Annotated in this window: 20 protein-coding genes and 2 pseudogenes; 12 read left to right on the top strand and 10 right to left on the bottom strand. The window is 65.9% G+C overall.

The window, feature by feature from the left end:
* Positions 1–29 precede the first annotated feature (29 nt).
* From G6N28_RS03030 to G6N28_RS03020, 3 genes are read left to right on the top strand one after another with little or no spacing between them, the layout of a single operon-like run.
* The gene (locus tag G6N28_RS03030) at positions 30–1,055 is read left to right on the top strand and encodes an aromatic ring-hydroxylating dioxygenase subunit alpha (RefSeq protein WP_163896980.1); all 1,026 of its coding nucleotides are present in this window, start codon (positions 30–32) and stop codon (positions 1,053–1,055) included.
* 15 nt (positions 1,056–1,070) lie between these two features.
* The gene (locus G6N28_RS03025) at positions 1,071–2,153 is read left to right on the top strand and encodes an NAD(P)H-dependent amine dehydrogenase family protein (RefSeq protein ID WP_163896979.1); all 1,083 of its coding nucleotides are present in this window, start codon (positions 1,071–1,073) and stop codon (positions 2,151–2,153) included.
* Positions 2,154–2,172: 19 nt separating this feature from the next.
* Entirely contained in the window at positions 2,173–2,799 is a 627-nt protein-coding gene (locus G6N28_RS03020; protein WP_163896978.1) for a TetR/AcrR family transcriptional regulator, read from the top strand.
* A gap of 125 nt (positions 2,800–2,924) precedes the next feature.
* Here G6N28_RS03020 and G6N28_RS03015 read toward each other — a convergent pair whose 3' ends face one another.
* Positions 2,925–4,049, bottom strand: a complete 1,125-nt coding sequence (locus tag G6N28_RS03015; RefSeq protein WP_163896977.1) for an acyl-CoA dehydrogenase family protein — start codon at positions 4,047–4,049, stop codon at positions 2,925–2,927.
* A 23-nt stretch (positions 4,050–4,072) separates the two neighbouring features.
* Complete coding sequence (locus tag G6N28_RS03010; RefSeq protein ID WP_163896976.1) at positions 4,073–5,311, bottom strand: acyl-CoA dehydrogenase family protein; 1,239 nt, start codon at positions 5,309–5,311, stop codon at positions 4,073–4,075.
* 162 nt (positions 5,312–5,473) lie between these two features.
* On the opposite strand from G6N28_RS03010, the gene G6N28_RS03005 reads away from it, so the two are divergent.
* Positions 5,474–5,836 carry a PAS domain-containing protein gene (locus tag G6N28_RS03005; RefSeq protein WP_179962009.1) on the top strand — a complete coding sequence of 121 codons (363 nt, stop codon included), beginning with the start codon at positions 5,474–5,476 and terminating at the stop codon, positions 5,834–5,836.
* On the opposite strand, the gene G6N28_RS03000 is transcribed toward G6N28_RS03005, so the two are convergent.
* Complete coding sequence (locus G6N28_RS03000; RefSeq protein ID WP_163896974.1) at positions 5,833–6,489, bottom strand: ScbR family autoregulator-binding transcription factor; 657 nt, start codon at positions 6,487–6,489, stop codon at positions 5,833–5,835. The genes G6N28_RS03005 and G6N28_RS03000 overlap by 4 nt on opposite strands.
* 64 nt (positions 6,490–6,553) lie before the next feature.
* Positions 6,554–7,222 (bottom strand): TetR family transcriptional regulator, encoded by a 669-nt coding sequence (locus tag G6N28_RS02995; protein ID WP_163896973.1) that lies wholly within the window; start codon positions 7,220–7,222, stop codon positions 6,554–6,556.
* Positions 7,223–7,742: 520 nt separating this feature from the next.
* Between G6N28_RS02995 and G6N28_RS02990 the strand changes: the two genes are divergently transcribed.
* Complete coding sequence (locus tag G6N28_RS02990; protein ID WP_163896972.1) at positions 7,743–8,663, top strand: FAD-dependent oxidoreductase; 921 nt, start codon at positions 7,743–7,745, stop codon at positions 8,661–8,663.
* On the opposite strand, the gene G6N28_RS02985 is transcribed toward G6N28_RS02990, so the two are convergent.
* From G6N28_RS02985 to G6N28_RS02975, 3 genes are read right to left on the bottom strand one after another with little or no spacing between them, the layout of a single operon-like run.
* On the bottom strand, positions 8,610–10,409 hold the full coding sequence (locus tag G6N28_RS02985; RefSeq protein WP_276001911.1) for a putative bifunctional diguanylate cyclase/phosphodiesterase: 1,800 nt from the start codon (positions 10,407–10,409) through the stop codon (positions 8,610–8,612). The genes G6N28_RS02990 and G6N28_RS02985 overlap by 54 nt on opposite strands.
* 47 nt (positions 10,410–10,456) lie before the next feature.
* The gene (locus G6N28_RS02980) at positions 10,457–12,583 is read right to left on the bottom strand and encodes an Rv1355c family protein (protein ID WP_163896970.1); all 2,127 of its coding nucleotides are present in this window, start codon (positions 12,581–12,583) and stop codon (positions 10,457–10,459) included.
* The gene (locus G6N28_RS02975) at positions 12,580–13,329 is read right to left on the bottom strand and encodes a hypothetical protein (RefSeq protein WP_163896969.1); all 750 of its coding nucleotides are present in this window, start codon (positions 13,327–13,329) and stop codon (positions 12,580–12,582) included. The genes G6N28_RS02980 and G6N28_RS02975 overlap by 4 nt, the downstream gene beginning before the upstream one ends.
* 648 nt (positions 13,330–13,977) lie before the next feature.
* Between G6N28_RS02975 and G6N28_RS02970 the strand changes: the two are divergent.
* Positions 13,978–14,319 (top strand): annotated as a pseudogene (locus G6N28_RS02970) (ACT domain-containing protein); the annotation flags it as partial.
* A gap of 14 nt (positions 14,320–14,333) precedes the next feature.
* Here G6N28_RS02970 and G6N28_RS02965 read toward each other — a convergent pair.
* The gene (locus G6N28_RS02965) at positions 14,334–15,554 is read right to left on the bottom strand and encodes an IS110 family RNA-guided transposase (RefSeq protein ID WP_179962008.1); all 1,221 of its coding nucleotides are present in this window, start codon (positions 15,552–15,554) and stop codon (positions 14,334–14,336) included.
* 215 nt (positions 15,555–15,769) lie between these two features.
* Here G6N28_RS02965 and purU point away from each other — a divergent pair.
* Together purU and G6N28_RS02955 are read left to right on the top strand one after the other, a co-directional pair.
* A pseudogene (gene purU, locus G6N28_RS02960) lies at positions 15,770–16,330 on the top strand (formyltetrahydrofolate deformylase); the annotation flags it as partial.
* Between the two features lie 19 nt (positions 16,331–16,349).
* On the top strand, positions 16,350–16,802 hold the full coding sequence (locus G6N28_RS02955) for a MaoC family dehydratase (RefSeq protein WP_128109216.1): 453 nt from the start codon (positions 16,350–16,352) through the stop codon (positions 16,800–16,802).
* A gap of 95 nt (positions 16,803–16,897) precedes the next feature.
* On the opposite strand, the gene G6N28_RS02950 is transcribed toward G6N28_RS02955, so the two are convergent.
* Entirely contained in the window at positions 16,898–17,719 is an 822-nt protein-coding gene (locus G6N28_RS02950; RefSeq protein WP_163896967.1) for a mycofactocin-coupled SDR family oxidoreductase, read from the bottom strand.
* Positions 17,716–18,888, bottom strand: a complete 1,173-nt coding sequence (locus tag G6N28_RS02945; RefSeq protein ID WP_163896966.1) for an acyl-CoA dehydrogenase family protein — start codon at positions 18,886–18,888, stop codon at positions 17,716–17,718. The genes G6N28_RS02950 and G6N28_RS02945 overlap by 4 nt, the downstream gene beginning before the upstream one ends.
* Before the next feature lie 200 nt (positions 18,889–19,088).
* Here G6N28_RS02945 and fabG point away from each other — a divergent pair, with 200 nt between their 5' ends.
* The 4 genes from fabG to G6N28_RS02925 all read left to right on the top strand — a co-directional run bounded on the left by fabG (position 19,089) and on the right by G6N28_RS02925 (position 22,985).
* On the top strand, positions 19,089–19,829 hold the full coding sequence (fabG, locus tag G6N28_RS02940; protein WP_163896965.1) for a 3-oxoacyl-ACP reductase FabG: 741 nt from the start codon (positions 19,089–19,091) through the stop codon (positions 19,827–19,829).
* An 80-nt stretch (positions 19,830–19,909) separates the two neighbouring features.
* Positions 19,910–21,124 (top strand): acetyl-CoA C-acetyltransferase, encoded by a 1,215-nt coding sequence (locus G6N28_RS02935; RefSeq protein WP_163896964.1) that lies wholly within the window; start codon positions 19,910–19,912, stop codon positions 21,122–21,124.
* A complete protein-coding gene (locus G6N28_RS02930; protein ID WP_163896963.1) occupies positions 21,121–22,314 on the top strand; it encodes an acyl-CoA dehydrogenase family protein in 1,194 nt (397 codons plus the stop codon). The genes G6N28_RS02935 and G6N28_RS02930 overlap by 4 nt, the downstream gene beginning before the upstream one ends.
* Positions 22,315–22,316: 2 nt before the next feature.
* Positions 22,317–22,985, top strand: a complete 669-nt coding sequence (locus G6N28_RS02925; protein ID WP_163905770.1) for a GntR family transcriptional regulator — start codon at positions 22,317–22,319, stop codon at positions 22,983–22,985.
* Positions 22,986–23,025: the final 40 nt, after the last annotated feature.

Genomic DNA, 23,025 nt, shown 5'->3' with positions numbered 1-23,025 from the left:
CGTCCGGCCGTGTTAACGAGAGGACGCTGATGGCCAAGCCGCCGTTGTCGATGAAACCGACCGGCTGGTTTCAGGTCGCCTGGTCGGCCGAGATCCAGCCGGGCGAGGTCCGGCGGATGAAGTACTTCGACCGCGAGATGATCGGCTGGCGCACCTCTTCCGGTGAAGCCGTGGTGATGGACGCCTACTGCGAGCACCTGGGCGCCCACCTAGGCTACGGGGGGCATGTGGAGGGCGACGTCATCCAGTGCCCGTTTCACGGTTGGCAGTGGAACACCGAGGGGCGCAACGTCTGCATCCCGTACGAAAGCCGGCCCAACCGGGGCAGGCGCATCCGCACCTACCCCGTCGTCGAACGCAACGAGTCGATCTACATCTGGCACGACATCGAAGGCCGCGCACCGTACTTTGACGCGCCCGACGTCTTCGCCGGCTTCGCCGACGGCAGCAGTGCCGAGGATTACTACCCTCAGATGAGGCTGTTCCGGGAAGCGCTGGAACTGCATCCGCAGTACGTCCTGGAAAACGGTGTCGACTTCGCGCATTTCAAGTACGTGCACAAGACGCCGATCGTGCCGGTTTTCACCCGCCACGATTTCGACCAGCCGGTGTCGTTCGTCGACTTCACCATCACGTTCGACGGCGACGAGAACCAGTCGATCGACGACGTCAAGAGCGGGGTCGAGGCGATCAACGGCGGGCTGGGCATCGCGGTCACCAAGAGTTGGGGCATGGTGGACAACCGGACCATCTCGGCGGTCACCCCGGTCGACGAGCGCACCTCCGATGTGCGTTTCATGGTCTACATCGGCCGCCCGAAGAACGCCGTCAAAGACCCGGAGCGCGCGGCGGCCAAGGCCCGGCAGTTCGGTGAGGAAGTCATCCGGCAGTTCACCCAGGACATTCACATCTGGTCACACCAGCGGTATTCCGATCCGCCCGCCCTGGCCGGTTCCGAGTACGAGGGGTTCACCGCGATTCGCAAGTGGGCCACCCAGTTCTATCCCGATGGGCTCGGCGGCTCGGCTGCCGAGCTTCGATCCACGTCACTCTGAGAAAGGCTGTCCCGCATGAGCGCACGCCCCATTCGCGTCTTCCAGGTGGCCACCGGCAACCTCGGCACCGAGATGATCAAACGGATCGGGCAGCACCCCGATCTGGAGCTCGTCGGATTACATTGCTACACAGCCGAAAAGATCGGCCGCGACGCAGGCGAGATCGTCGGCATCGATCCGATCGGGGTGCCGGCCACCGGCACGGTCGAGGAGATCATCGCGGCCACGCCCGACGTGTTGACCTTTCACGGCGTGTTTCCCGACGAGGACCTCTACATCAAGGTGTTGGAGGCCGGCATCAACATCGTCACCACCGCCGACTGGATCACCGGCTGGCACCGCGACATCAACCACCCGCACCCGTCGGGTAAGCCGGTGTCGCAGTTGCTGCGAGCGGCGTGTGAGAAGGGCGGCTCGACGTTCTACGGCACCGGAATGAACCCCGGTTTGAACCAGATTCTGGGCGTGGTGTGCTCGGCCGACGTGGCCGAGATCGAGAACGTCACGACGATCGAATCCGTCGACGTGTCCTGCCACCACTCCAAGGACACCTGGGTCGAGGTCGGCTACGGCAGGCCGGTCGACGATCCGGAGATTCCGGGCATGCTCGAGAAGTACACCCGCGTCTTCGCCGACAGCGTGCTGATGATGGCCGACTGCTTCGACCTCGAACTCGACGAGGTGACGTTCAGCTACGAATTAGGCGCCTGCACAAAGGATGTCGACCTTGGTTGGTATCAGCTGCCGAAGGCCTCGCTGGGCGGCAGCTACATCAAGTACCAGGGCATGGTGGACGGGGTGCCGCGGGTCGAGACTCACCTGGAGTGGCAGATGACCCCGCACACCGACCCGCACTGGGACATCCAAGGGTGCTACATCACCCACATCAAAGGTGATCCGTGTATCTACAACAAGCACATGATCTTCCCGAAACCCGGTGTGGACCTTTCGGATCCGGAGTCCTTCGCGTCGATCGGGATGACGGTGACCGGAATGCCTGCCCTGCACGCGATCGGATCGGTCGTCGACGCGCCGCCGGGAATTCTCACCAGCTCCGACGTGCCGCTGCGCGGTTTCGCCGGGCGGTTCAAGAAGTAGCCGTGGGCCAGGCTCGGCCATGACCCGCAACGTCGCCCCGCGCCGTCCCGCGAACGGCAAGCAGGAACGCGCGGACCGCACCCGCGCGATGGTCATCGAGGAGACCGTCCGGTGCGTGCTCGAGGAGGGGTTCGGCGCGGCGAGCGCCAAGCACATCACCGAGCGCGCGGGCGTGACGTGGGGTGTCGTGCAGTACCACTTCGGCGACCGCGAGAACTTGCTGATGGCCGTTGTCGACGAGGGCTTCGCGCAGCTGCAGGCCTGCCTCGGCGAGCTGCAACCTCGGCTCGGTGCCGACGTCGGACGCCAGCGCACCGCGCTGGTGATCAACGCGGTGGCGGACGCCTTCTTGAGCCCGACATCGGTTGCCGCCCTTGAGATTCTGATCGCAACCCGGACCGGACGCACCGACGCGCAGCAACGTCACCTCGCCGAGCTGTTCTCCACGCTGACCCGGCTGGGGCGGTATGTCGCCGAGGGCCTGGACCCCGCCCACGCCGACGCCGTGGGCAACCTGATCTGGACCACGCTGATGGGTGCGATGGTGGCGAGGATGACGGTGTCGGAGCCGATCGACGTCGGGCGCGAACTGCGGGCCCTGACCGATGTCGTCACCGCCTACATCGATCAGCAGTTGCGCGCCTAGCGGCGCCGCCTGGTGCCGGCGCCTCGCCCCCAGGTGGCAGTGCCCCGACCCTGAGTGCCGAGATCGACGTTTTGGCGCGTCGCACCTGGGACTTTCCCGCCCGTTTGTCCCTTTGGGCGAAAAAGTCAGCTGCGTGTGAGGGCGGCGTAGCGGCTCACATGGTGATCGGTCGAGCCGAACTCGTACTGCAGCGCGGTCAGCCGTTTGAAGTAGTGCCCGATCGCGAGCTCCTCGGTCATGCCCATCCCGCCGTGCAACTGCACCGCCTGCTGACCGATGAACCGCGCGGCCCTGCCGATCGTGGCCTTGGCCGCCGACACCGCACGCGCCCGCACAGCGGGCTCGGCTTCGAGGTTGAGAATCGCCAGATAGGCGGCGGACACCGACTGCTCGAGCTCCATGTACATGTCGACCATGCGATGCTGCAGCACCTGAAAGCTGCCGATCGGCTGCCCGAACTGCTGACGTTGCTTGGCGTATTCGACGGTGTCGGCCAACACCTTTCGCATACACCCCACCGCTTCCGCGCACACCGCGGCCGCACCTTCGTCGCGGGCCTGCTCCAACGACGGTCCTGCTGCGCCTTCCTCCCCGAGAAGCGCCGTCTCCGGCAACCGCAGACCGTCGAAGACCAGATCGGACGCGCGGCGATCGTCGACGGTGCGATAGTGATGGGCCCGTAGGCCCGTTGCGGCATCCGCGAGATCGGCGACGAACAGCGAGATTCCGTTGTCAGTGCGCGCAGTGATCAGAAGGTGTGACGCCAACGGCGCACTGGCGGCGACGATCTTCTCGCCACGCACCAACCAGTCGTCGCCGTCGCGTTCGGCGACCGTTTCCGCGTCCATCCAGTTGTCGCCGGAGGCGGCTTCGGTCGCTGCCAGCGCCACGACCGCGGTGCCCGCGACGATGCGTTCGAGCAGGGAGGTCGCCAGCGGCCCACCCGCGCGACGCAACAGCCCCCCGGCCACCACGACGGTGTCGACGTACGGCTCCACGACCAGCGCCTGCCCCAACGCCTCGGCGATGACCATCATCTCGACCGGTCCGCCGCCGCTGCCGCCGGCCTCCTCGGGCAACGCGGCACCCAGGATGCCCAGCTCGTCGGCGAACCCCGCCCAGATCTCGGGCTGCCAACCGGCTCCCGTCTTGGCCGCGCTTCGGCTCGTCTCGAGGTCGTACCGCGTCGAGAGAAACTTGGCCAGGCCGTCGCGCAGCAGTTCCTGTTCCTTGCTCAGGTTGAAGTCCATTCCAAGCCCTTTCTGGCCCTTCACTAAAGTCCGAGGGCCGCCTTGGCCAGAATGTTGCGCTGAATCTCGTTGCTGCCGGCATAGATTGAGCCGGCCCGATCGTTGAAATAGCGCAGCGGCGCGACGGCTTGCCATGGTTTACCGCTGAGATAGCCATCCGGGGGCGGCTCGAACTCCGACACCGGCCCACCCGGACAGGTGCCGTGGGGTTGGTACACCCGGCCGCGGGGGCCGGCCGCCTCCACCGCGAGTTCGGTGATGGTCTGGCTCAGTTCGGTGGCAAGCACTTTGAGCATCGACGATGCCGTGCCGGGGTTTTTCCCCTCCGCCACGGTCGCCAGCACCCGATATTCGAGGATCTCCAGCACTTCGGTACGGATCCGCGCATCGGCGAGCTTGCAGGCGAACGCGGGATCGTCGATCAGCCTGCCGCCGCCTGGTGCCGGTTGCTCCGCGGCGACGGCGGCGATCTCGTCGGCCATCACCTGTAGGGCGGGGGAGGAGGCGCCGCCACCGCGTTCAAACTCGAGCAGGTACTTGGCGACCGTCCAGCCGTCGTCGATCTTGCCGATCACGTTCGTCAGCGGCACCCGCACCTCGTCGAAGAAGACCTGGTTCTGCACCTCTTCACCGGAGGTCATCACCAGCGGGCGGATCTGGATGCCCGGCGAGGTCATGTCGATGAGCACGAACGTGATGCCTTGTTGCTTCTTCTGGGTCTTCGACGTGCGTACCAACGCGAACATCCAGTTCGCTTCCCGCGCATGGGTGGTCCAGATCTTGCTACCCGTGCAGACGAGCTCTCCGGCCGATTCGTCGACGACAGCCGCCATCGACAGCGCCGCCAGATCCGAGCCCGCCTCGGGTTCGGAGTAGCCCTGACAGAAGAACACCTCGCCGGTCAGGATCCTGGGCAGAAAGTACTCCTTCTGCTCGTCGGTGCCGAACGCGATCAACGCGTGGGCCACCATCCGGATGCCCATCGGCGAGAGCGACGGCGCACCGGCCAGAGTGGATTCCCGGCTGAAGATGTAGTGCTGGGTGAGGCTCCAGTCGCAGCCCCCGTAGGCGACCGGCCACGCCGGCGCGGCCCAGCCCCGCTCGTGCAGGATCCGCTGCCACTCCATGCTCGCGTCGTGATCGGCATAGACGCTGGTCATCAACCGGCCTGCACGGCGTAACTCCGGCGTCAGCTTGTCTTCCAGAAATGCCCGCACCTCATCGCGAAAGGCGATATCGGCATCCGACCACGTGAGGTCCATCGTCGATCCCCTGTCTGCAGAGCGCACTCAGAGGGTAAACCTAGTTAGTTATGTGCGGCGCGGGTGGGTCGGTTCCGCAGATCATGGATGACGCTATCCGTGCCAACCGTAATAATCGAGATCATGGAAAGGCGCCGGTCCGGTCAGGACGGACAATCACCCATGGCTGTGTTGAGGGAGCTGCCCGCACTCGTGGTGCTCGAGCGGCTTCCGGTGCCGGTGCTGGCCATCGCCGAGGACGGCGACATCCTGTTCGCCAACGCCGCGTTCGGCGAGATGCTCGGGCATACCCCCGAGGCGGTCATGGAGTTGAAGTTTCGCGACGTCTTCCACACCATGCCGACCGACGAGTCGGCGGTGTCGCTGGTGCGGGCTCACGCCAACCTCGTCGTCGAACTGACCCATCAGGACCATTCGATCGTGCGGGCGCGGATGAGCAAGTCGGCGCTGTTGCGGGGCGACGACCCGGTGGCCCTGGCGACGTTCCAGGACCTCACCGAACGGCTGTGGGACGAGGAACTCTAACCGCTGTCCTGGCCCGAATGGCGCATTGACTGCCTGGCCAGGAACGCGCGGAAATATGGAAGCGATTCGTCGGTGACGATGACGGGCAACAGTAGTTCCCACATCCGGGTCAGGCGGTCTGACACATCGGCTCCCGAAGACATTGCGCTCGAGAGCACCTCGATGCCCAGCACCGCGCCGACCAACGTCTCGCCGAGTGCTCGGGTGTCCAGATCCGGCCGGAGGTCGCCCTCCTCGATCGCTTCCCGAAGACCCAATGTCATGTTGTGGATCCAGGCGCCGTAGTGCTGGGCCGCGACGCTGTTGGACTCGCCAAGGGCCTGTAGCAGATGAAGTCCGCTGCGCGCCACCCTGTCGGTGCTGAGCAGATCAACGGCGACGAACACACCGTGAATGATGCGTTCCAGCGCCGGTGCTGACGATTCGCTGATGCTGTTGAAGGCGTGAAGCAGGTTGGCGTTGCCCTCTTCGATGATCGCGTTGGCCAGGGACTGCTTGGAATCGAAGTGGTAGTACAGCGCACCCTTGGTCATCTCGGCGTGTTCGATGATGTCGCCCAATCCGGTGGCGTCATAACCGATCTCGTTGAACAGGTGTACCGCCGAGGTAATGATCCGCCGCCGTGTGGCTTCAGACCGGGCTTGGCGCACCATGGTTCGGGGTACCTCCGGGTGTCCGTCGGCCGCCGGATGGCGTTGGCCTGGCGCAGATCATAGATTACCGCGGAAGGGGTCTCGCCTTCCTGATCGCGATCCCGGTGCGTCTCTTGATGAATTCGACAACGTAGGCCTTGCGGTCATCGGTGACGAAGCCCGGAACCATGAGGGACCATGCTGCCTCGAGGTCACGCAGGAAACGTTCGGGCTCGGCCAGGTCGCTGGTCTGTCGCAGGCCCAGGTACATCGACACCAACAGCCGCGCGACTCCGTTCGCATCGACGTCCTTGCGGACATCGCCCTCGCCGACGGCCTTCTTGATGGTTTGTGCGAACGCGTCGACCCAATCGTTGAGCACATGGGTCTGTAGACCGTCGGTTCGGCCGACGGATTCGAGCAGGTTGAATCCGGCTCGAGTCAACTCGTCACCGATGTCGTCAGTGGCCACCAGGAAGCAGATGTCGATGAGGGTCTCCAGGCCCGAGAGTCGTCGCGCCAACACCTCGCCGACCGCCGACTTGGCCTCGGTGGATCGTTGCTCGACGATCGCCGTGGCCAAGGCGTGTTTGGAGCGGAAATGGAAGTACATCGCGCCTTTGGTCACCGACGCGTCGGCGAGGATGTCGTCGAGACTGACCCTGCTGTAGGGCCGCTCGGCGAAGAGCCTGGCCGCCGCGCGCACGATCTGTAGCCGGGTGCCGTCCGAGCGTCGATCGACCTGTTCAGTCACGTGGGTAGCGCCGTCCGCCGATTAATAATCTTTGCCGTAAATTACTCAACCGGACAATTCTTTCATTCGCGAGTTGGGAGTGACAGGGGGCATGCGGATGAATCTGCTGCGTAGGACGACACTGCGAAACTCCCTCCACGACGAGCTGCCCGAACCCAAATTTAGGGCGCACGTTGCTAAAGACTCTAAGTCATGTTCATCCCCCCGTAACAGCCGAAAGGTATGTAAAGTACTGCCTGTGATGACTTGCGGTCCGTGCCGACCTGCACATTGGCGTGCAGTCCGCGGCGGGGCCGGATTGCGGTCGCCACGGCCGTTTCAGTTCCCGCCGAGCAAATCAGGGTGGAATTCGTCGTCTGTTGCCGTCGACTACGCTGGCAAATCTTTTCCATTTCGTTCGGTGGCCGTGGGGGATAGTCGTGTCCCGCAATTGGCATCTGTTTTGTTCGCCCATCGGCTACGGCCGTTGCTGGTGTCGAGGTCAACGCCAGCCTCTAGAGCAATACTGAGGTAGTTAACGGTGAAATGGGATGTAGAAGTTGACCTGGTGTGCACCGGCTCCGGAACCGCGGGGCTGGCCAGCGCGGTCGCGGTGGCCGACGTAGGCGGTGACGTCTTTGTCGCCGGCTCCGGGGCAGGCGACCCTGCAACGGGTTCTGCTGTCCAGCGGATATCTTCCTGGCTGGATGTCGGCGTCTCCGACGTCGAGACGAACGACTACCTCGCCGCGGTGTCGTCCGACCTCGGGCCACTGCCCCGCTCTGCGCGCAACCAGGACCTGCCGGTCCGGGTCGTGTCCGAGCCCCGATCGACACTGTCCGGGCGCACCGTCGCACCGTTCGTCGGCGCCCGGCTCGGAGACTGGGCCGCGCGGTGCCTGGCGTCGCCGTACGGCTATCTGCACTCCCGGGTGTCGGATTGGCATTCGAGCACCGTGCAGGCCAGTGACGGTGACATGATCGCCGTGGCGGAGATCGGATCGATGACACCCAGTCCGGGCAACGTCGGCGCGTCGGTGCACGACTGGCTGCAGGCGCAAGCGCGCGACAGGGGCATCACGGTGCATGCGGAGAGCAATCTGCACCGCATCGTGTTCGAGGAAGGCGCCGTCGTGGGTGCGGTGTTCACGACGCCGACGGGCCAGCTGGCGGTCCGTGCCCGGCACGGGGTCACGGTCGCCGCAGGTGCTGCCCACCTCGGTTCGGTGGAGGCGGGCCCGTTACCGGTCGGCGAGACCGCACTGCGCGTGTGCCTGGTCAGCAAGCATGCCAGCCGATTCGGCCGCGTCGAGTTGCTGACCTCTGAGCCCGTTAGCCAGCCGGTCCCACCTACCTGCCGGGCGGCTAACCACCTCCTGCACCACAGCATGCACGCCACGCATGACCGCTCACCCCAGTGGCGTTGCGGAAAACTGCACGGGCATTCGCCCTTTGGCCAGTAACGACGCCATCTGCTGGCCCGGCAGCGGGCGAGACAGCAAGAAGCCCTGGGCACGGTGACATCCGTGCCGCAGCAGCGTCGTCGCCGCTGCGTCGGTCTCGACTCCCTCGGCGACCAGTTCCAGACCGAACGCCTCGGCGAGCGCGATGATGGCGCGCACGATCGCGAGGTCGCCCCGGTCCACGCCCAGGTCACGGACGAAGCTTCTGTCGATCTTGAGCGTGTCCACGGGCAGGGATTTGAGGTGCGACAGCACGCTGTAGCCGGTTCCGAAGTCGTCGATGGCGAGTTTGACCCCGACGTCCTTGAGCGCGGCCAGCGTGATACGGGTGGTTTCGATGTCTTGCACCACAACGCTTTCGGTGATCTCCAGGCATACAGATGAGCCGTCGAGGTCGAACTCGTCGAGGATGTCGGCGACCGATTCGGCGAACCCGTCGGTGACCAACTGCACCGGTGACACGTTGATCCGCAGCAGCGCGTCATCTGCCACGCCGCGGGCGCGCCAGCGCGCGAACTCGGCGCAGGCGGCGTGCATCACCCATCGCCCGAGCTCGCCCGCGAGGTTGATCGATTCGGCGACGCCGATGAACGAATCGGGTGCGAGCAAGCCACGGGTCGGGTGCTGCCAGCGGACCAACGCCTCGGCGGCGAGGATCTCTCCGCTGCGCATGTCCACCTCGGGCAGGTAATGCAAGACCAGTGCGCCGCCTTCGATCTGGCTTTGCAGGTGTAGCTCGATGTCGTTACGGAACTCGCTGTCCATCGACATCTCCTCGGAGAACACCGCCACCTGATTGCCGCCCGCGTTCTTGGCGTTGAGCACCGCCTGGTCGGCGCGCCCGAGCAGGTCCGAAGTGGTATCGCGGCCCGGGACGCCCGCCGCCACGCCGATACTCACCGTGCGGGTGAGCATCTCGCCGTCGACCGCCACGCGTTCGTGCAGAGCGAGTTTCAGCTCATGGGCCAACGCCTCCGCAGCGGTTGCCTCCATCGGTTTGGCCGGCACCACGACGAATTCGTCACCGCCGAGGCGCGCGATCAAGTTCCGACCGTCGGCGCATTCCTTGAGCCGCTCCGCCAAGGTCCGGATGAACCAGTCACCCGCGGTATGGCCGAGATAGTCGTTGATCGCCTTCAGCCGGTCCAGGTCGAAGAACAACACCGCGACCGGCCCGGGCTGCCCCTCCTGCAGCCGCATGTCCAGATGCGTCAACAGCGCACGGCGGTTGAACAGCCCGGTCAAGTCGTCGTGCTCGGCCAGGTAGCGCAGTTGGTCCTCAGCGTCGATACGGGCCTGTACCTGCGCGAACAGTGACGCGATCGCCTTGAGCGCGTTGAGCTCCGCCAGCGTCCAGTCGCGGTCGCCGAACTTGACGAAACCGAGCACCCCGGAGGTGACGTCGCCGGAGAGCAGCGGCACGCATGCCATCGAGGTGGCCGGCACATGCCTGCCCTGCTCGATCGTGTGCTGATACTCGTCGGTGGCGGGTTCGGGGCGGAAAACGATCGGTTCCTTCTGGTGCTCCGCGAGCGCGAACACCGGGTCGGCATCCTCGAAATGCACCACCGCCAAGGGGTCCGGGTCGGGAATTCCGGGCCGCACCGGCCACTCGGCGACCAACACCGAAGCCCGGATCTGATGGTCGTTGCGCCGCAGAAAGCTGACGTCGACCCCGAAGTACTCCACCAGGTCGGCCAGTACGCGGCGACTGACCTCCACCTCGCTGGCCGCGTTGACCCCCATCAATTCGGTCGCGACCGATGTGACGAGAACTTCCAGGCTTTTGGGCACTAATCCTCCGTAACGGAACCGAACACCATACGGCGACGGCTTCGCACCGACGGCCGCGGCGCATGAGCGAACCGGAGTATCAACGCCTGCGACTCCGTGGGCTCGGTGCCGGCGAGCTTACGGAAATTGTATTGCAGCTCGGCAAGCTCCTCTTTATACGCAGGTGACAGACCCCGCAGGTCCGCGGCGTCAACGGCGTAGAGAAACGCCGGTGAAACCGGTTGGACGCCGAGCCCTTGTTGTTGGGCGCTCACCCACACCGATTCGACGGCCGATCCCGCGCGCGCAAAATCGATCAGTCGCCGACCCTGCATGCAGACCACCCCGATCGCGCCGGACCCGACGACCCGGTCGTAGGTCTCGTCGCCGAGCGCGGCACCGCCGTCCCATGCCGCCAGGTGGGCCATCACTTCCGGGCGCCGCAGAATATCGAGCATGACCAGGTCGGCGTGCGGCAACTCGAGGCTGCGGATGTCGATACCCGTCTCGGGCGACGGATCACCGGGCCAGCGCAGCTCGGCGATCATCTCGGCGTGCAGCCGGGGCGTCAGGTACCGGATGCGGTCGGCGGCGGCGAGTATTCGTGCGGCGGCCTCCACCTGCTCGGTCGCGCTGAGCACGGCCAGCCGGGCGCCCTCGCGGTCCGCGGCCGCGCCCAGGCGCTCGAGGATGTCGGGGGCGATGGGGGAGCGTTGGGCCTGGTGGCGGTTGGTCTCTCGGCGCAGCATCGCCTCGTAGAGGGCGGCCAGCCCCGGGTCGTCCCCGGGGGCGAGGTTCACCGTGGCGATCAGGGGCGAGGATTCCCCGCCGGGTTCGAGCGTGACGTCGGCGACCATGCCGTGGGCGGCCGCGGCGACGCGTGCGTTGAAGGCGGCGGCCCCCACCGCGACGGCGCTTGCCCGGCACCCGACATCCATCGTCGTCGCCTGCTCCGGAACCAGGGCGATACGCACCGAATCGCCCCGTGCCCAGATGCGCCACGGCTGCGCGTTTCCGCCCGACGGTGCGCGGTTGGCCGCGAGCATCACGGCCTCGACCGGGTCGTCCGCCGTGGCGGGCGGTTCTGCGCCGTCGTCGTGGTATGCCTCGGTCGATGCCACGACGGGTTCTTCGATGCGGTCGAGCGCCGCGGCGACGTCGATGCGCACCCGGCCCGACGCAAGCGGTTCACCTAGCCCTATCCGACGGACCGCCTCGGCGACCGCGCCCGTGTTGAGTGCCACCTCCGAGGCGATCTGCGGCCATGTCGACAGCGTCTTGCCCACTTCGATCAGCGATGCCGCCATGCGCGCGGAGACCTGGGTCGCGTCGACCAACCGCAGTGAATGGGGCACCTTCTCACGCGCGTCCAGATCCTTGAGCTCGGTGGCGCGAAGTTCACCGATCAGCCCGTGCAGCGTCGGCCGGGTGGGCTCGAGGTCGAACCGCTCGACGTCGAGCAGGCAGCGGTCAGAGGTGGCCATCAACACCGGCAGCCGTCGGGCCCGCGCAGCCTCGCGGACAAGCAGTTTCGCGTCCAGCGAGTCACACTCCTCGAGGACGATGTCGACGTCGTCCATGAACTCGTCGATGGAATCCTCTGTGACACCGCTGGTTTGCACCACCAACCGGATATAGGGGTCGAGTTCGGCGATCCTTCTCGCGCACACCACCGCCTTGTTCAATCCGAGGTCGAACACGGTGGCGGGCACGCGGTTCAGGTTGGACAGCTCGAGTCGGTCAAAGTCGGCGAGCCGCAGCTGACCGCAGAAGCCTTGCGCCGCAAGTGTGTAGGCGATCGCATGTCCCACGCTGAGGCCGACAACCCCGATACGCAGCCGGCTGAGCCGGTCGAGTTCCGCGGAGGTGACCAGGTTACGGTTTCGGTCCAACCGCAACCGCCTGAAGCCGCGCGGGCCCAACACGCTGACCACCGTCGCCCGCCACGGATAGTAGGCCCATCGGATCGGCTCGCCGGTCACGTCAGCGCCGACTGACGGCCGTAGCTCCTCGAGGGACTTGCGCTGCGCGCCCGCCCTGTCGATGAACTCGACGCGTGGGTCGGCCCGCAACTCCTGGAGGAGCGGATCGTCAGTATTGAGGACTATTGCGCTGCACTGCTCTGCACCATTGGTGCCTGATGTCATTGCGCCATTCCGGCGACCACCGGGCTCTCTGCCGTATGTAGCCATGGCGTCATCTGCTGCTGTTCGGCCAAGAACAGCGAAAGTTGCTGCGGGTCAGCGTAGTTAGCAAAGGTCCTGCGGTCCCACCATGCGAGCCGGGTCTGATAGCGGTGATCGGGGTAGGGCGTCGCGGGGATCTTGGCCGCCAACTGGCCACCGGAGGACAGCCAGCGCTTGAGCACATAGGAGGCCGCCGTCGCCACGATGAACTGGATATCCAGCAGGTTCATCGCATGCAGCGGGGTGCGCGAAATGGCGCTGGTCAATTCCCGGCTGCGGTCGGGGTCGTCCGTCACCCACGCGGTCTTCATCTCGACGACACCGAACGGTAGGCGATCGGCGACCATCTTGCGTACTGCGGCATATCCGGGCTGGCCGCTCCACTCCTGCAGCGCATGGCACTCCTCGGCCGACCGGTAGGGCCCCTTGGCGCGCAGGCCGCCGACCACCCGGCCGGCGTCGTTCACACATGCTGCGAACAGGACCGTGTCGCGGCCGGAGGGAAGGGCGTCCATGTCCAAAGCCTTTTCGACCCCGCGGCTGCTATAGCTCTGATAGGCCCCGCGAACGAACTGTTGCCACAGGTCGCGCTCGACTTTCGGATCGGCGAACACGACCGTGCACTCGGTCTGAGGATCCCAGCAACTGGGGCTGGCCTGCAGGCTGGTGACAAAGGGACCGGCGGTGTCGACGGGCAGAATCGTCATGGTCGTCCATTCGTTAGTAGCCAACGACCCCAGTGGTCGCCGGCGATTACTCGGATAGTTTTGTGCGCATGCAATGTCGAGTATCTCGCTGAGGGTCGCTCGAAAACCAGCTAGCCACGAAATCTTTTCCCGTGTCGGATGAATACCCAGGAGTAGCTTCGTCGACACGGCGCTGGGCCAGTGCTTTATGGCTATCTTTATAGCCATTGTTTTGCCAGCTCACAACTCGAATGTGCGGCCGTGGCGAACTCGCTGCCGAAAGTCCACGGCTTCTGAGTCTCGAGTGGCTGAATTTTGCTCTACACGTGAACAGCGAGGCAATTCTGCGGGTTGTGCGGTGCCCGCGCGCGGGTGAAACCCAGGATTTCTTGCTGGACAGGGCCCGTCGGACACCCCGCGCGGCGCGCTTTCCCGGCCGCTGCCGCACTGGTTCGATTCCGCAAGATCACGCGGCGGCTGTCGGCGGCGGACAATGGCGGCGGGACCGAAAGAACCAAAAGGGACGGCTCGGGGAGCGGAATTGCACGGCGATCGCGACCCGTTTTCCGCTGCCGCAATTGAAAATCGTGACTGACGAAATTGCGAGCGTCGCCGCTGTTGTTCCTGACTTTTGTGCGCGTGCCGCAGGCGGGTGCCACGCTAGGACTGGTGGTGCAGAAGTATCCGGATGCCGATCGTGGCGCCCTGCCGGTCAAGGACGTCGGCAGGCTGTTGCTGCGCTGCGCGGACAGGCCCGGGCTGGTGGCGGCCGTGAGCGCGTTTCTGGCCGACGCCGGCGCCAACATCGTCTCGCTCGATCAGCATGCGACCCAGCAGTCCGGTGGCACGTTCATGCAACGCACGATCTTCCATCTGCCCGGCCTGACGGCTGTCCGGGATGAATTAGAGCGCGCGTTCGCGGCGCAGGTTGCGTCCCGGTTCAACATGGACTTTCGCCTCACGGAGGCGGCGAAACCCAAACGGGTGGCGATCATGGCGTCCAAGGAGGATTCTCAATGAGGTTGTCAAGCCGCTGCGGCAGTAGGCGTGGTGGGTTGATAGGTCGTGTGGTCGCGCAGCATTGCCCACAGAACATTGAGACGCCGACGTGCCAGGGCCAGGACGGCTTGGCTGTGGCGTTTGCCTTCGGCGCGTTTGCGGTTGTAATACGTGCGCGAGACGGGGTCGGATCGAATGCTGGACAGCGCCGACAGGTAGCAGGCGCGCAGCAGGCGCCGGTTGTAGCGGCGGGGTCGTTGAAGGTTGCCGCTGATGCGGCCGGAGTCACGCGGTACCGGAGCCAGGCCGGCGACGCCGGCGAGGCGGTCAACGGAGTCGAAGGCACTCATGTCTCCGCCGGTGGCAGCGAGGAATTCGGCGCCGAGCGTGACGCCGAAGCCCGACATGCTCACGATGATTTCGGCGTGGCGGTGGCGGCGAAATCGCTCCTCGATCATCGCATCGGTGTCGCCGATTTCGGTGTCGAGGGCCATCACCTCCTTGGCCAAGCGGGCAACCATGGCCGCAGCGAGTTGTTGTCCGGGTATGACGGTGTGTTGAGCGTGAGCGGCCTGCAGGGCTTTGGCCGCGACGGCGTCGGCGTTGCGGGCCTTGCGTTTACCCAACCAGGCTGCCAGTCGAGCAGCACCGGCTCGTCGCAGCCCATCGGGAGTTTGATAGCCGGTGAGCAGCAGCAACGCGGCCTTGCTGGTGCTGTAGTCGAACGCGCGTTCCAGGGCTGGGAAGTATTCGAGCAGCTGGGCACGCAGTCGGTTGATCGTGCGGGTGCGATCAGCCACCAGATCGGTGCGCCGGCTGGTGAGAATGCGCAGCTCCACTGCGATGTCATCTCCGGGGCGCAGTGGTTGCAGATCGCGGCGCATCCGGGCCTGATCGGCAATGACGGCGGCATCTTTGGCGTCGGTCTTACCCTCCCCGCGGTAGCTGCCCGAGGCGTGGTGCACGGTGCGGCCGGGGATGTAGAGCAGCCGCTGGTCAGCGGCGATCAGCAGCGTGATCAGCAGGGCCGCACCGCCAGCGTTGAGATCGATGGCCCAGGTGACCTCACCGCCGTCAGCCATGGTTGCGACAGTGCTGATCAACTTCAACAGAGTCGCTTCGTCGTTGGCTACCCGCTGCGACAGCAGTCGCTTTCCCTCAGCATCGATGACCACGCAGAAGTGGTCCGATTTCCCAGCATCGATACCCGCCCAAACAGCTTGTGTCACTACCGCCTCCGTGCTCATCACCATTTCCACCAGCCCGGCAGACGACCACGCCGTCGTGTCCTTACACAGCGATCGAATCGCATCTCTCAATTAGCGGTCGAGTCGTCGCGGGACAGCGGGCGGCCAATCCTCCTCGGCCATCAAGGGCTGACAAATGAAAGCCATACCCGCTGTCCCTGGGTGAATCGAAGCCTAACTAAGGCCAGCGGCCCCGAACACCCTCCAAGAAAGGTAAGGACCACTGTCTGCTCGATCTGCTCTGGCGCAACCGCCGAGGTGAGCTCGACATGGCGGTCGCCATGGTGATCTCGAACCATCCCGACCTCGCCGACCAGGTCCGGCCGTTCTCGGTGCCGTTTCTGCACGTGCCCGCGACAAGGGACATTCGCGAACAGGCCGAGCAGCGCCAACTCGAGCTGTTGAAGGGCAACGTCGACCTGGTCGTGCTCGCCCGCTACATGCAGATCCTCACGCCGCGGTTCATCGACGAGGTCGGCTGTCCGCTGATCAACATCCACCACTCGTTTCTGCCGGCGTTCATCGGCGCCGCGCCGTATCGGCGCGCCAAGGAGCGCGGGGTCAAACTGGTCGGCGCGACCGCACACTACGTCACCGACGATCTCGACGAAGGCCCGATCATCGAGCAGGACGTGGTGCGTGTGGACCACCGCCACGACGTGGCGGATCTGCAGCGTCTCGGGGCCGATGTGGAACGCCTTGTATTGTCTCGCGCGGTGCTGTGGCACTGTGAGGACCGCATCATCAGATACGGCAACCAGACCGTGGTCTTCTAGTGGGGACGAAGGAGAGACAGTGAGAACGTTCAAGGACCTCGATGAACTCGTCGCGGCCGAAGGCAGCCAACTGGGTCCCACGGAGTGGCTCGAAATCACCCAGGAGCGGGTCAATCTGTTCGCCGACGCCACCGACGACCACCAGTGGATCCACGTCGACCCGAAGCGCGCGGCAGACGGCCCGTTCGGTGGCACCATCGCGCACGGGTTGCTGACGCTGTCGCTGCTGCCGCGGTTCATGCACGAGCTCTACACCGTCGGCAACATCACGATGGCGATCAACTACGGCTACAACAAGGTTCGCTTCATCACCCCGGTCAAGGTCGGCGCCAAGGTGCGCGCCCGCGCGGAGCTGTCGAAAGTGGATCAGCTCGACGGCGCCGTTCAATCGACCATGACCACGACGGTCGAGATCGAGGGCTCGGAGAAGCCGGCCGCGGTGGCGGAGTCGATCGTGCGCTACATCCGCTGACGCCCTTCTTGTGCCAGCTGGGCCGACGCATCGGCTGAGCAGACGCGAAACCCCCCATTTTCACCGTGAAATGGGGGGTTTCGCGTCTGCTCGGTTCAGTACTGGGTCGACCCCTGGTCGACGGGGATGGCCGCCGCGGTGATGTGTTTCGACTCGTCGGTGGCCAGCCAGCAGACCACGTCGGCAACATCCTCGGGCTCGAGAATCCACGTCGGCAGAAACGGCGTCATCATGTTCTGCAGCGACGGGTTGGTCTCCATCGCCCTGGCGAGTGCGGTGACCATGTCGCCGGAACCCATCGCGGTGTTGACCGGGCCGGGGTGCACGCTGTTGACGCGGATCGCGTGCTTGCCGAGTTCGGCCGCGAACGCACGAGCCATCCCGGTCAGCGCGTGCTTGCTGGCCGTGTAGTGAACCATGAACGGCTGCAGCTTGATTCCCGCGGCCGAGCTGATCAGGATGATGGAGCCGCCGCGCCCCCCGTCGATGATCTTCTGCGCGCCCGCCATCACGGTGTTGAAGGTGCCGGTGACGTTGACGTCCATCACATCTCGAAAGTCTTCGACGGTGATCTCGTTCCACACCTGCGGCGGGGAGATTCCGGCGTTCGCGACGATGATGTCGAGCCGACCGAAGGCGGCGACGCCGTCGTCGACAGCCCGGTTCAGGCCGTCGGCGTCGCGAATGTCGACCTCGGAGGCGAGGATCCGCCGGCCCGTCGCCTCGACGAGGCGGGTGGTCTCGGCGAGGTCCTCGGGAGTGGCGTGATCGTAGGGCACGCAACTGGGCAGCTTTCCGGCGATGTCGACCGCGATGATGTCCGCACCCTCGCGGGCCATCCGGACGGCGTGCGCCCGGCCTTGACCGCGTGCCGCTCCGGTGATGAATGCCACCCTGCCGGTGAGCCGTCCGCTCATGCGCGCTCCTTCTGTGCCGTTTTGACCAGGTTCGACCCGATGATCAGGCGCTGGATTTCGCTGGTGCCCTCGTACAACCGCAACAGCCTGACATCACGGTAGATCCGCTCGACGGCGACCTCGCGCATGTAGCCGCTGCCGCCGTGGATCTGCACCGCGAGATCGGCGACCTTGCCTGCCATCTCGGTGCAGAACAGCTTCGCCGCCGACGGGGCGACGCGGCGATCTTCGTCGTCGACCCACTTGCGCGCCGCATCGCGGACCAGCGCGCGTCCGGCCAGCACCCCGGTCTGCTGGTCGGCGAGCATCGCCTGGACCAGTTGGAAGTTGCCGATCGGCGTGCCGCCCTGCGTCGCGGTGGCGGCGTAGGCCACCGATTCGTCGAGGGCGCGCTGCGCGGTGCCGACGGCGAGCGCGGCGATGTGCACCCGCCCGCGCGCCAGCGAGATCATCGCTGCCCGGTAGCCGATGTCCTCGCTGCCACCGACCAGCGCCTCGGCGGAAACCCGCACGTCGTCGAAGCTGACGTCGGCCGTCCACGCACCTTCCTGGCCCATCTTGGCGTCCTTCGCGCCGACCTGAACGCCTTGCGTGTCGGCGGGAACCAAGAAGACCGCGATGCCGGGCCCGGCGTCGTCGGCGGGACGGGTGCGGGCGAACACCACGAACAGGTTCGCCGTCGGCGCGTTGGTGATGAACCGCTTCTGGCCGCTGATGACCCAATCATCGCCGTCGGCAACGGCTTTCGTGCGCAGCCCCGACGGATTCGAGCCCGCGCCCGGCTCGGTGAGCGCGAACGACGCGACGACATCGCCCGAGGCGATCGGTTCCAGCCAGCGGGCTTTCTGCTCGTCGGTGCCGAACCCGACGAGGACCTGCCCGGCGATGCCGTTGTTGGTGCCGAACATCGACCGCAACGCCAGCGACGTGTAGCCCAACTCCATCGCCAACTCGACGTCCTGGGCGAGGTTGAGCCCGAGCCCGCCCCACTCCTGGGGGATGGCGTAGCCGAACAGGCCCATCTTCTTGGCCTGCTCGCGCAGGTCGTCGGGCACCCGGTCGTCGCGCAGGATCTCCTGTTCGCGCGGCACCACCGCGGTACGGACGAAATGACGCGTCTGCGTCAGGATCTCGCGGAAGTCGCCGTCGCTGACGTCGGATGCGGTCATCGGGAGTGCTCCCTTCTTCTTCGGCGCGAGCGGACGCGCACCCGCACGCTGCGCCGCCGACTTCGCGCCTGCTCGCCGGGGCTGGTGAGCAAGCGCGCCGGGGCGAGGACCCCGAACTGCGGGCGATCATATATGAAATATGATGTGCGATTGATCCGCCCCTGGGGCGGGTCCAAGATCCGACGAGAGAAGGTGAGCAAGTGTCGTTGTTGACCGGACAGACGGCCGTCATCACGGGCGGTGCGCAGGGCCTCGGTTTCGCGATCGCGGAACGTTTCATCGCCGAGGGCGCGCGGGTGGTGCTCGGAGATCTGGATCTCGCCGCCACGGAGGCGGCCGCCAAGAAACTGGGCGGCGATGACGTCGCGCTGGCCGTGCGCAGCGACGTGACCAAACTCGCCGACGTCGAAACGCTGGTGAACACCGCGGTGCAGCGGTTCGGCGGGCTGGACATCATGGTCAACAACGCCGGGATCACCCGCGACGCGACGCTACGCAAGATGACCGAGGAGCAGTTCGACCAGGTCATCTCAGTGCACCTGAGGGGCACCTGGAACGGGTTGAAGGCGGCGGCGCCGATCATGCGCGAGAACAAGCGCGGCGCGATCGTCAACATGTCGTCGATCTCGGGCAAGGTCGGCATGATCGGGCAGACCAACTACTCGGCGGCCAAGGCCGGCATCGTCGGGATGACCAAGGCCGCGTCCAAGGAACTCGCTCACCTCGGCGTGCGGGTCAATGCCATCCAGCCGGGGCTGATCCGCTCGGCGATGACCGAGGCCATGCCGCAGAAGGCGTGGGACTCGAAGCTGGCGGAGGTGCCGATGGGGCGTGCGGGCGAGCCGGAGGAGGTGGCCAAGGTCGCGCTGTTCTTGGCCAGCGACCTGTCGTCGTACATGACCGGCACGGTTCTCGAGGTCACCGGCGGGCGGCACCTATGAGCCGAGATCGACGAAATGGCGGGATTTACTCGCACTTTCCCGCCCGTTTGTCCCTTTGGGCGGAAACAGGAGGGTGAGCCATGCGTGATGCGGTGATCTGTGAACCGGTGCGCACGCCGATCGGCCGGTACGGCGGCATGTTCAAGTCGCTGACCGCCGTCGAGCTGGGCGTCACCGCGCTGACCGGTCTGCTCGACCGGACCGGGATCGACCCCGGCACCGTGCAGGACGTCATCCTCGGGCACTGCTATCCCAACAGCGAGGCACCCGCGATCGGGCGGGTGGTGGCGCTGGACGCCGGGCTTCCCGTGACGGTGCCCGGCATGCAGGTCGACCGCCGGTGCGGGTCCGGCCTGCAGGCCGTCATCCAGGCGTGCCTGCAGGTGGCCAGCGGCGACAACGACCTCGTGGTCGCAGGCGGCGCCGAAAGCATGAGCAACGTCGCGTTCTACTCGACCGACATGCGTTGGGGCGCAGCACGAACCGGTGTGCGCATGCACGACGGGCTGGCCCGTGGCCGCACGACGGCGGGCGGGGCGCACTACCCGGTGCCCGGCGGCATGCTCGAGACCGCCGAGAACCTGCGCCGCCAGTACAACATCTCGCGACAGGAACAGGACGAGCTGGCGGTGGCGTCACATCGGCGGGCGGTGGCCGCGCAGCAGAACGGCATCCTCGCCGAGGAGATCGTGCCGGTCACCGTGCGCACCCGCAGCGGCGAGGAGGTCATCGACACCGACGAGCACCCACGCGCCGACACCACCGTCGAGTCGTTGAGCAAGCTCAAACCCGTTCTGGGCAAACAGGACCCGGAGGCCACGGTGACGGCCGGCAACGCCAGCGGCCAGAACGACGCCGCGTCGATGTGCATCGTCACCACGCCGCAGCGGGCCGACGAGCTCGGCCTGACCCCGCTGGTGCGGCTGGTGTCGTGGGGATCGGCCGGGGTGGCGCCCAACATCATGGGCATCGGGCCGGTACCGGCGACCGAGGTCGCGTTGCGGAAGGCTGGACTGCGGCTTTCGGAAATCGACCTGATCGAGCTCAACGAGGCGTTCGCCGCCCAGGCGCTGGCGGTGATGCGCGAATGGAAGTTCACCGCCGCCGATCACGACCGCACGAACGTGCACGGCTCCGGCATCTCGCTGGGCCACCCGGTCGGCGCGACCGGGGGGCGCATGCTCGCGACGCTGGCCCGCGAGTTGAACCGGCGCGGCGCACGCTACGGCCTGGAGACCATGTGCATCGGCGGTGGGCAGGGCTTGGCCGCCGTGTTCGAAAGGATCGGCGCATGACCAAGCTCGCCCAGACCCTCGGGCTGACCGAGACGCAGACCGAGATCCTCGCCACCGTGCGCCAGTTCGTCGACAAGGAGATCATCCCGAACGCCGCCGAGTTCGAGAAGAGCGACACCTACCCGCAGCCCATCGTCGACAAGATGAAGGAAATGGGCCTGTTCGGGCTGATGATCCCCGAGGAGTACGGCGGGCTCGGCGAATCGCTGCTGACCTACGCGCTGTGCGTCGAGGAACTCGCGCGCGGCTGGATGAGTATCTCCGGTGTGCTCAACACGCATTTCATCGTCGCCTACATGCTGCGTCAGCACGGCACCGATGCGCAGAAGCAGCGCTACCTACCGCGGATGGCCACCGGCGAGACCCGCGGCGCGTTCTCGATGTCCGAACCCGAGTTGGGCTCGGACGTCGCGGCGATCCGCACCCGCGCCACCCGCACCGCCGACGGCGACTACACGATCGACGGCCAGAAGATGTGGCTGACCAACGGTGGCACGTCGACGTTGGTGGCGGTGCTGGTGCGCACCGACGAGGGCGCCGACAAACCACATCGCAACCTCACCGCGTTCCTGATCGAAAAGCCGGTCGGCTACGGCGAAGTCGCGCCGGGGCTGAGCATCCCGGGCAAGATCGACAAGCTGGGATACAAGGGCATCGACACCACCGAGCTGATCTTCGACGGGTATGTGGCCAAGGCCGACGACGTCCTGGGCGAGGCACCCGGGCAGGGCTTCTTCCAGATGATGGACGGCATCGAGGTGGGCCGTGTCAATGTCTCGGCTCGAGCCTGCGGGGTCGGCATCCGCGCGTTCGAGCTCGCGGTGCGATACGCCCAGCAGCGGCAGACATTCGGTAAGCCGATCGCCGAGCATCAGGCCATCGCCTTCCAATTGGCCGAAATGGCAACCAAAGTGGAGGCCGCGCATCTGATGATGGTCAACGCCGCCCGGCTCAAGGACTCCGGTGAACGCAACGACGTCGCGGCGGGCATGGCCAAATACCTGGCCAGTGAGTTCTGCTCGGAGGTCACCGAACAGAGCTTCCGCATCCACGGCGGATACGGATACTCCAAGGAGTACGAGATCGAGCGACTGATGCGCGACGCCCCGTTCCTGCTCATCGGCGAGGGCACCAGCGAGATCCAGAAGAACATCATCAGCAAGCGGCTGCTGGCAGAGTACCGGATTTGACGATGTCCGCCCCGGATTTCGCCTCGCGCCCGCAGCTGGCCGAGGACGTCGCGCGCTTCGTGCGCAAACGGATCTTCGACGGCACCTACGGGGCGGGAAAATACGTGCGGCTGGATCAACTCGCCGCAGAGCTGGGCATCAGCGTCACCCCGGTGCGCGAGGCGCTGTTCGAGCTGAAGGCCGAAGGCCTGCTCGCGCAACAACCCCGGCGCGGCTTCGTGGTGCTGCCGGTGACGGGGCGCGACGTCACCGACGTGTCCGATGTGCAGGCCTACATCGGGGGCGAGCTGGCGGCGCGGGCGGCGTCCAACATCAGCGACGAGCAATTGCGCGAACTGGAGAAGATCCAGACCGAACTCGAGTCGGCCTACGCCGGCGACGACGTCGACTTGGTGGTCCGCCTCAATCACGAGTTTCACCGGGCGATCAACGTCGCCGCCGACTCACCCAAGCTGGCGCAGTTGATGTCACAGATCACCCGGTACGCGCCGGAGTCGGTGTTTCCGACGATCGCCGGATGGCCGGAGAAGTCCAACGCACACCATCGACGGTTGTTGGCCGCGCTCGAACAGCGCGACGAGGACCTGGCGCGCGCCGCGATGTCGGAACACCTCACCTCGGGCGCCGAGCCGCTGATCGATCACCTGACCGAACGCGGCGTGATCACGTAGCGATGCTTCTTCCCCGCCGAAAGGGACGTTTTGGCGGAAA

Origin of the sequence: Mycolicibacterium pulveris (genome assembly GCF_010725725.1) — a bacterium.
GTDB classification, from domain to species: Bacteria; Actinomycetota; Actinomycetes; order Mycobacteriales; family Mycobacteriaceae; genus Mycobacterium; species Mycobacterium pulveris.
This window is presented reverse-complemented; position numbering and strand designations above follow the sequence as displayed.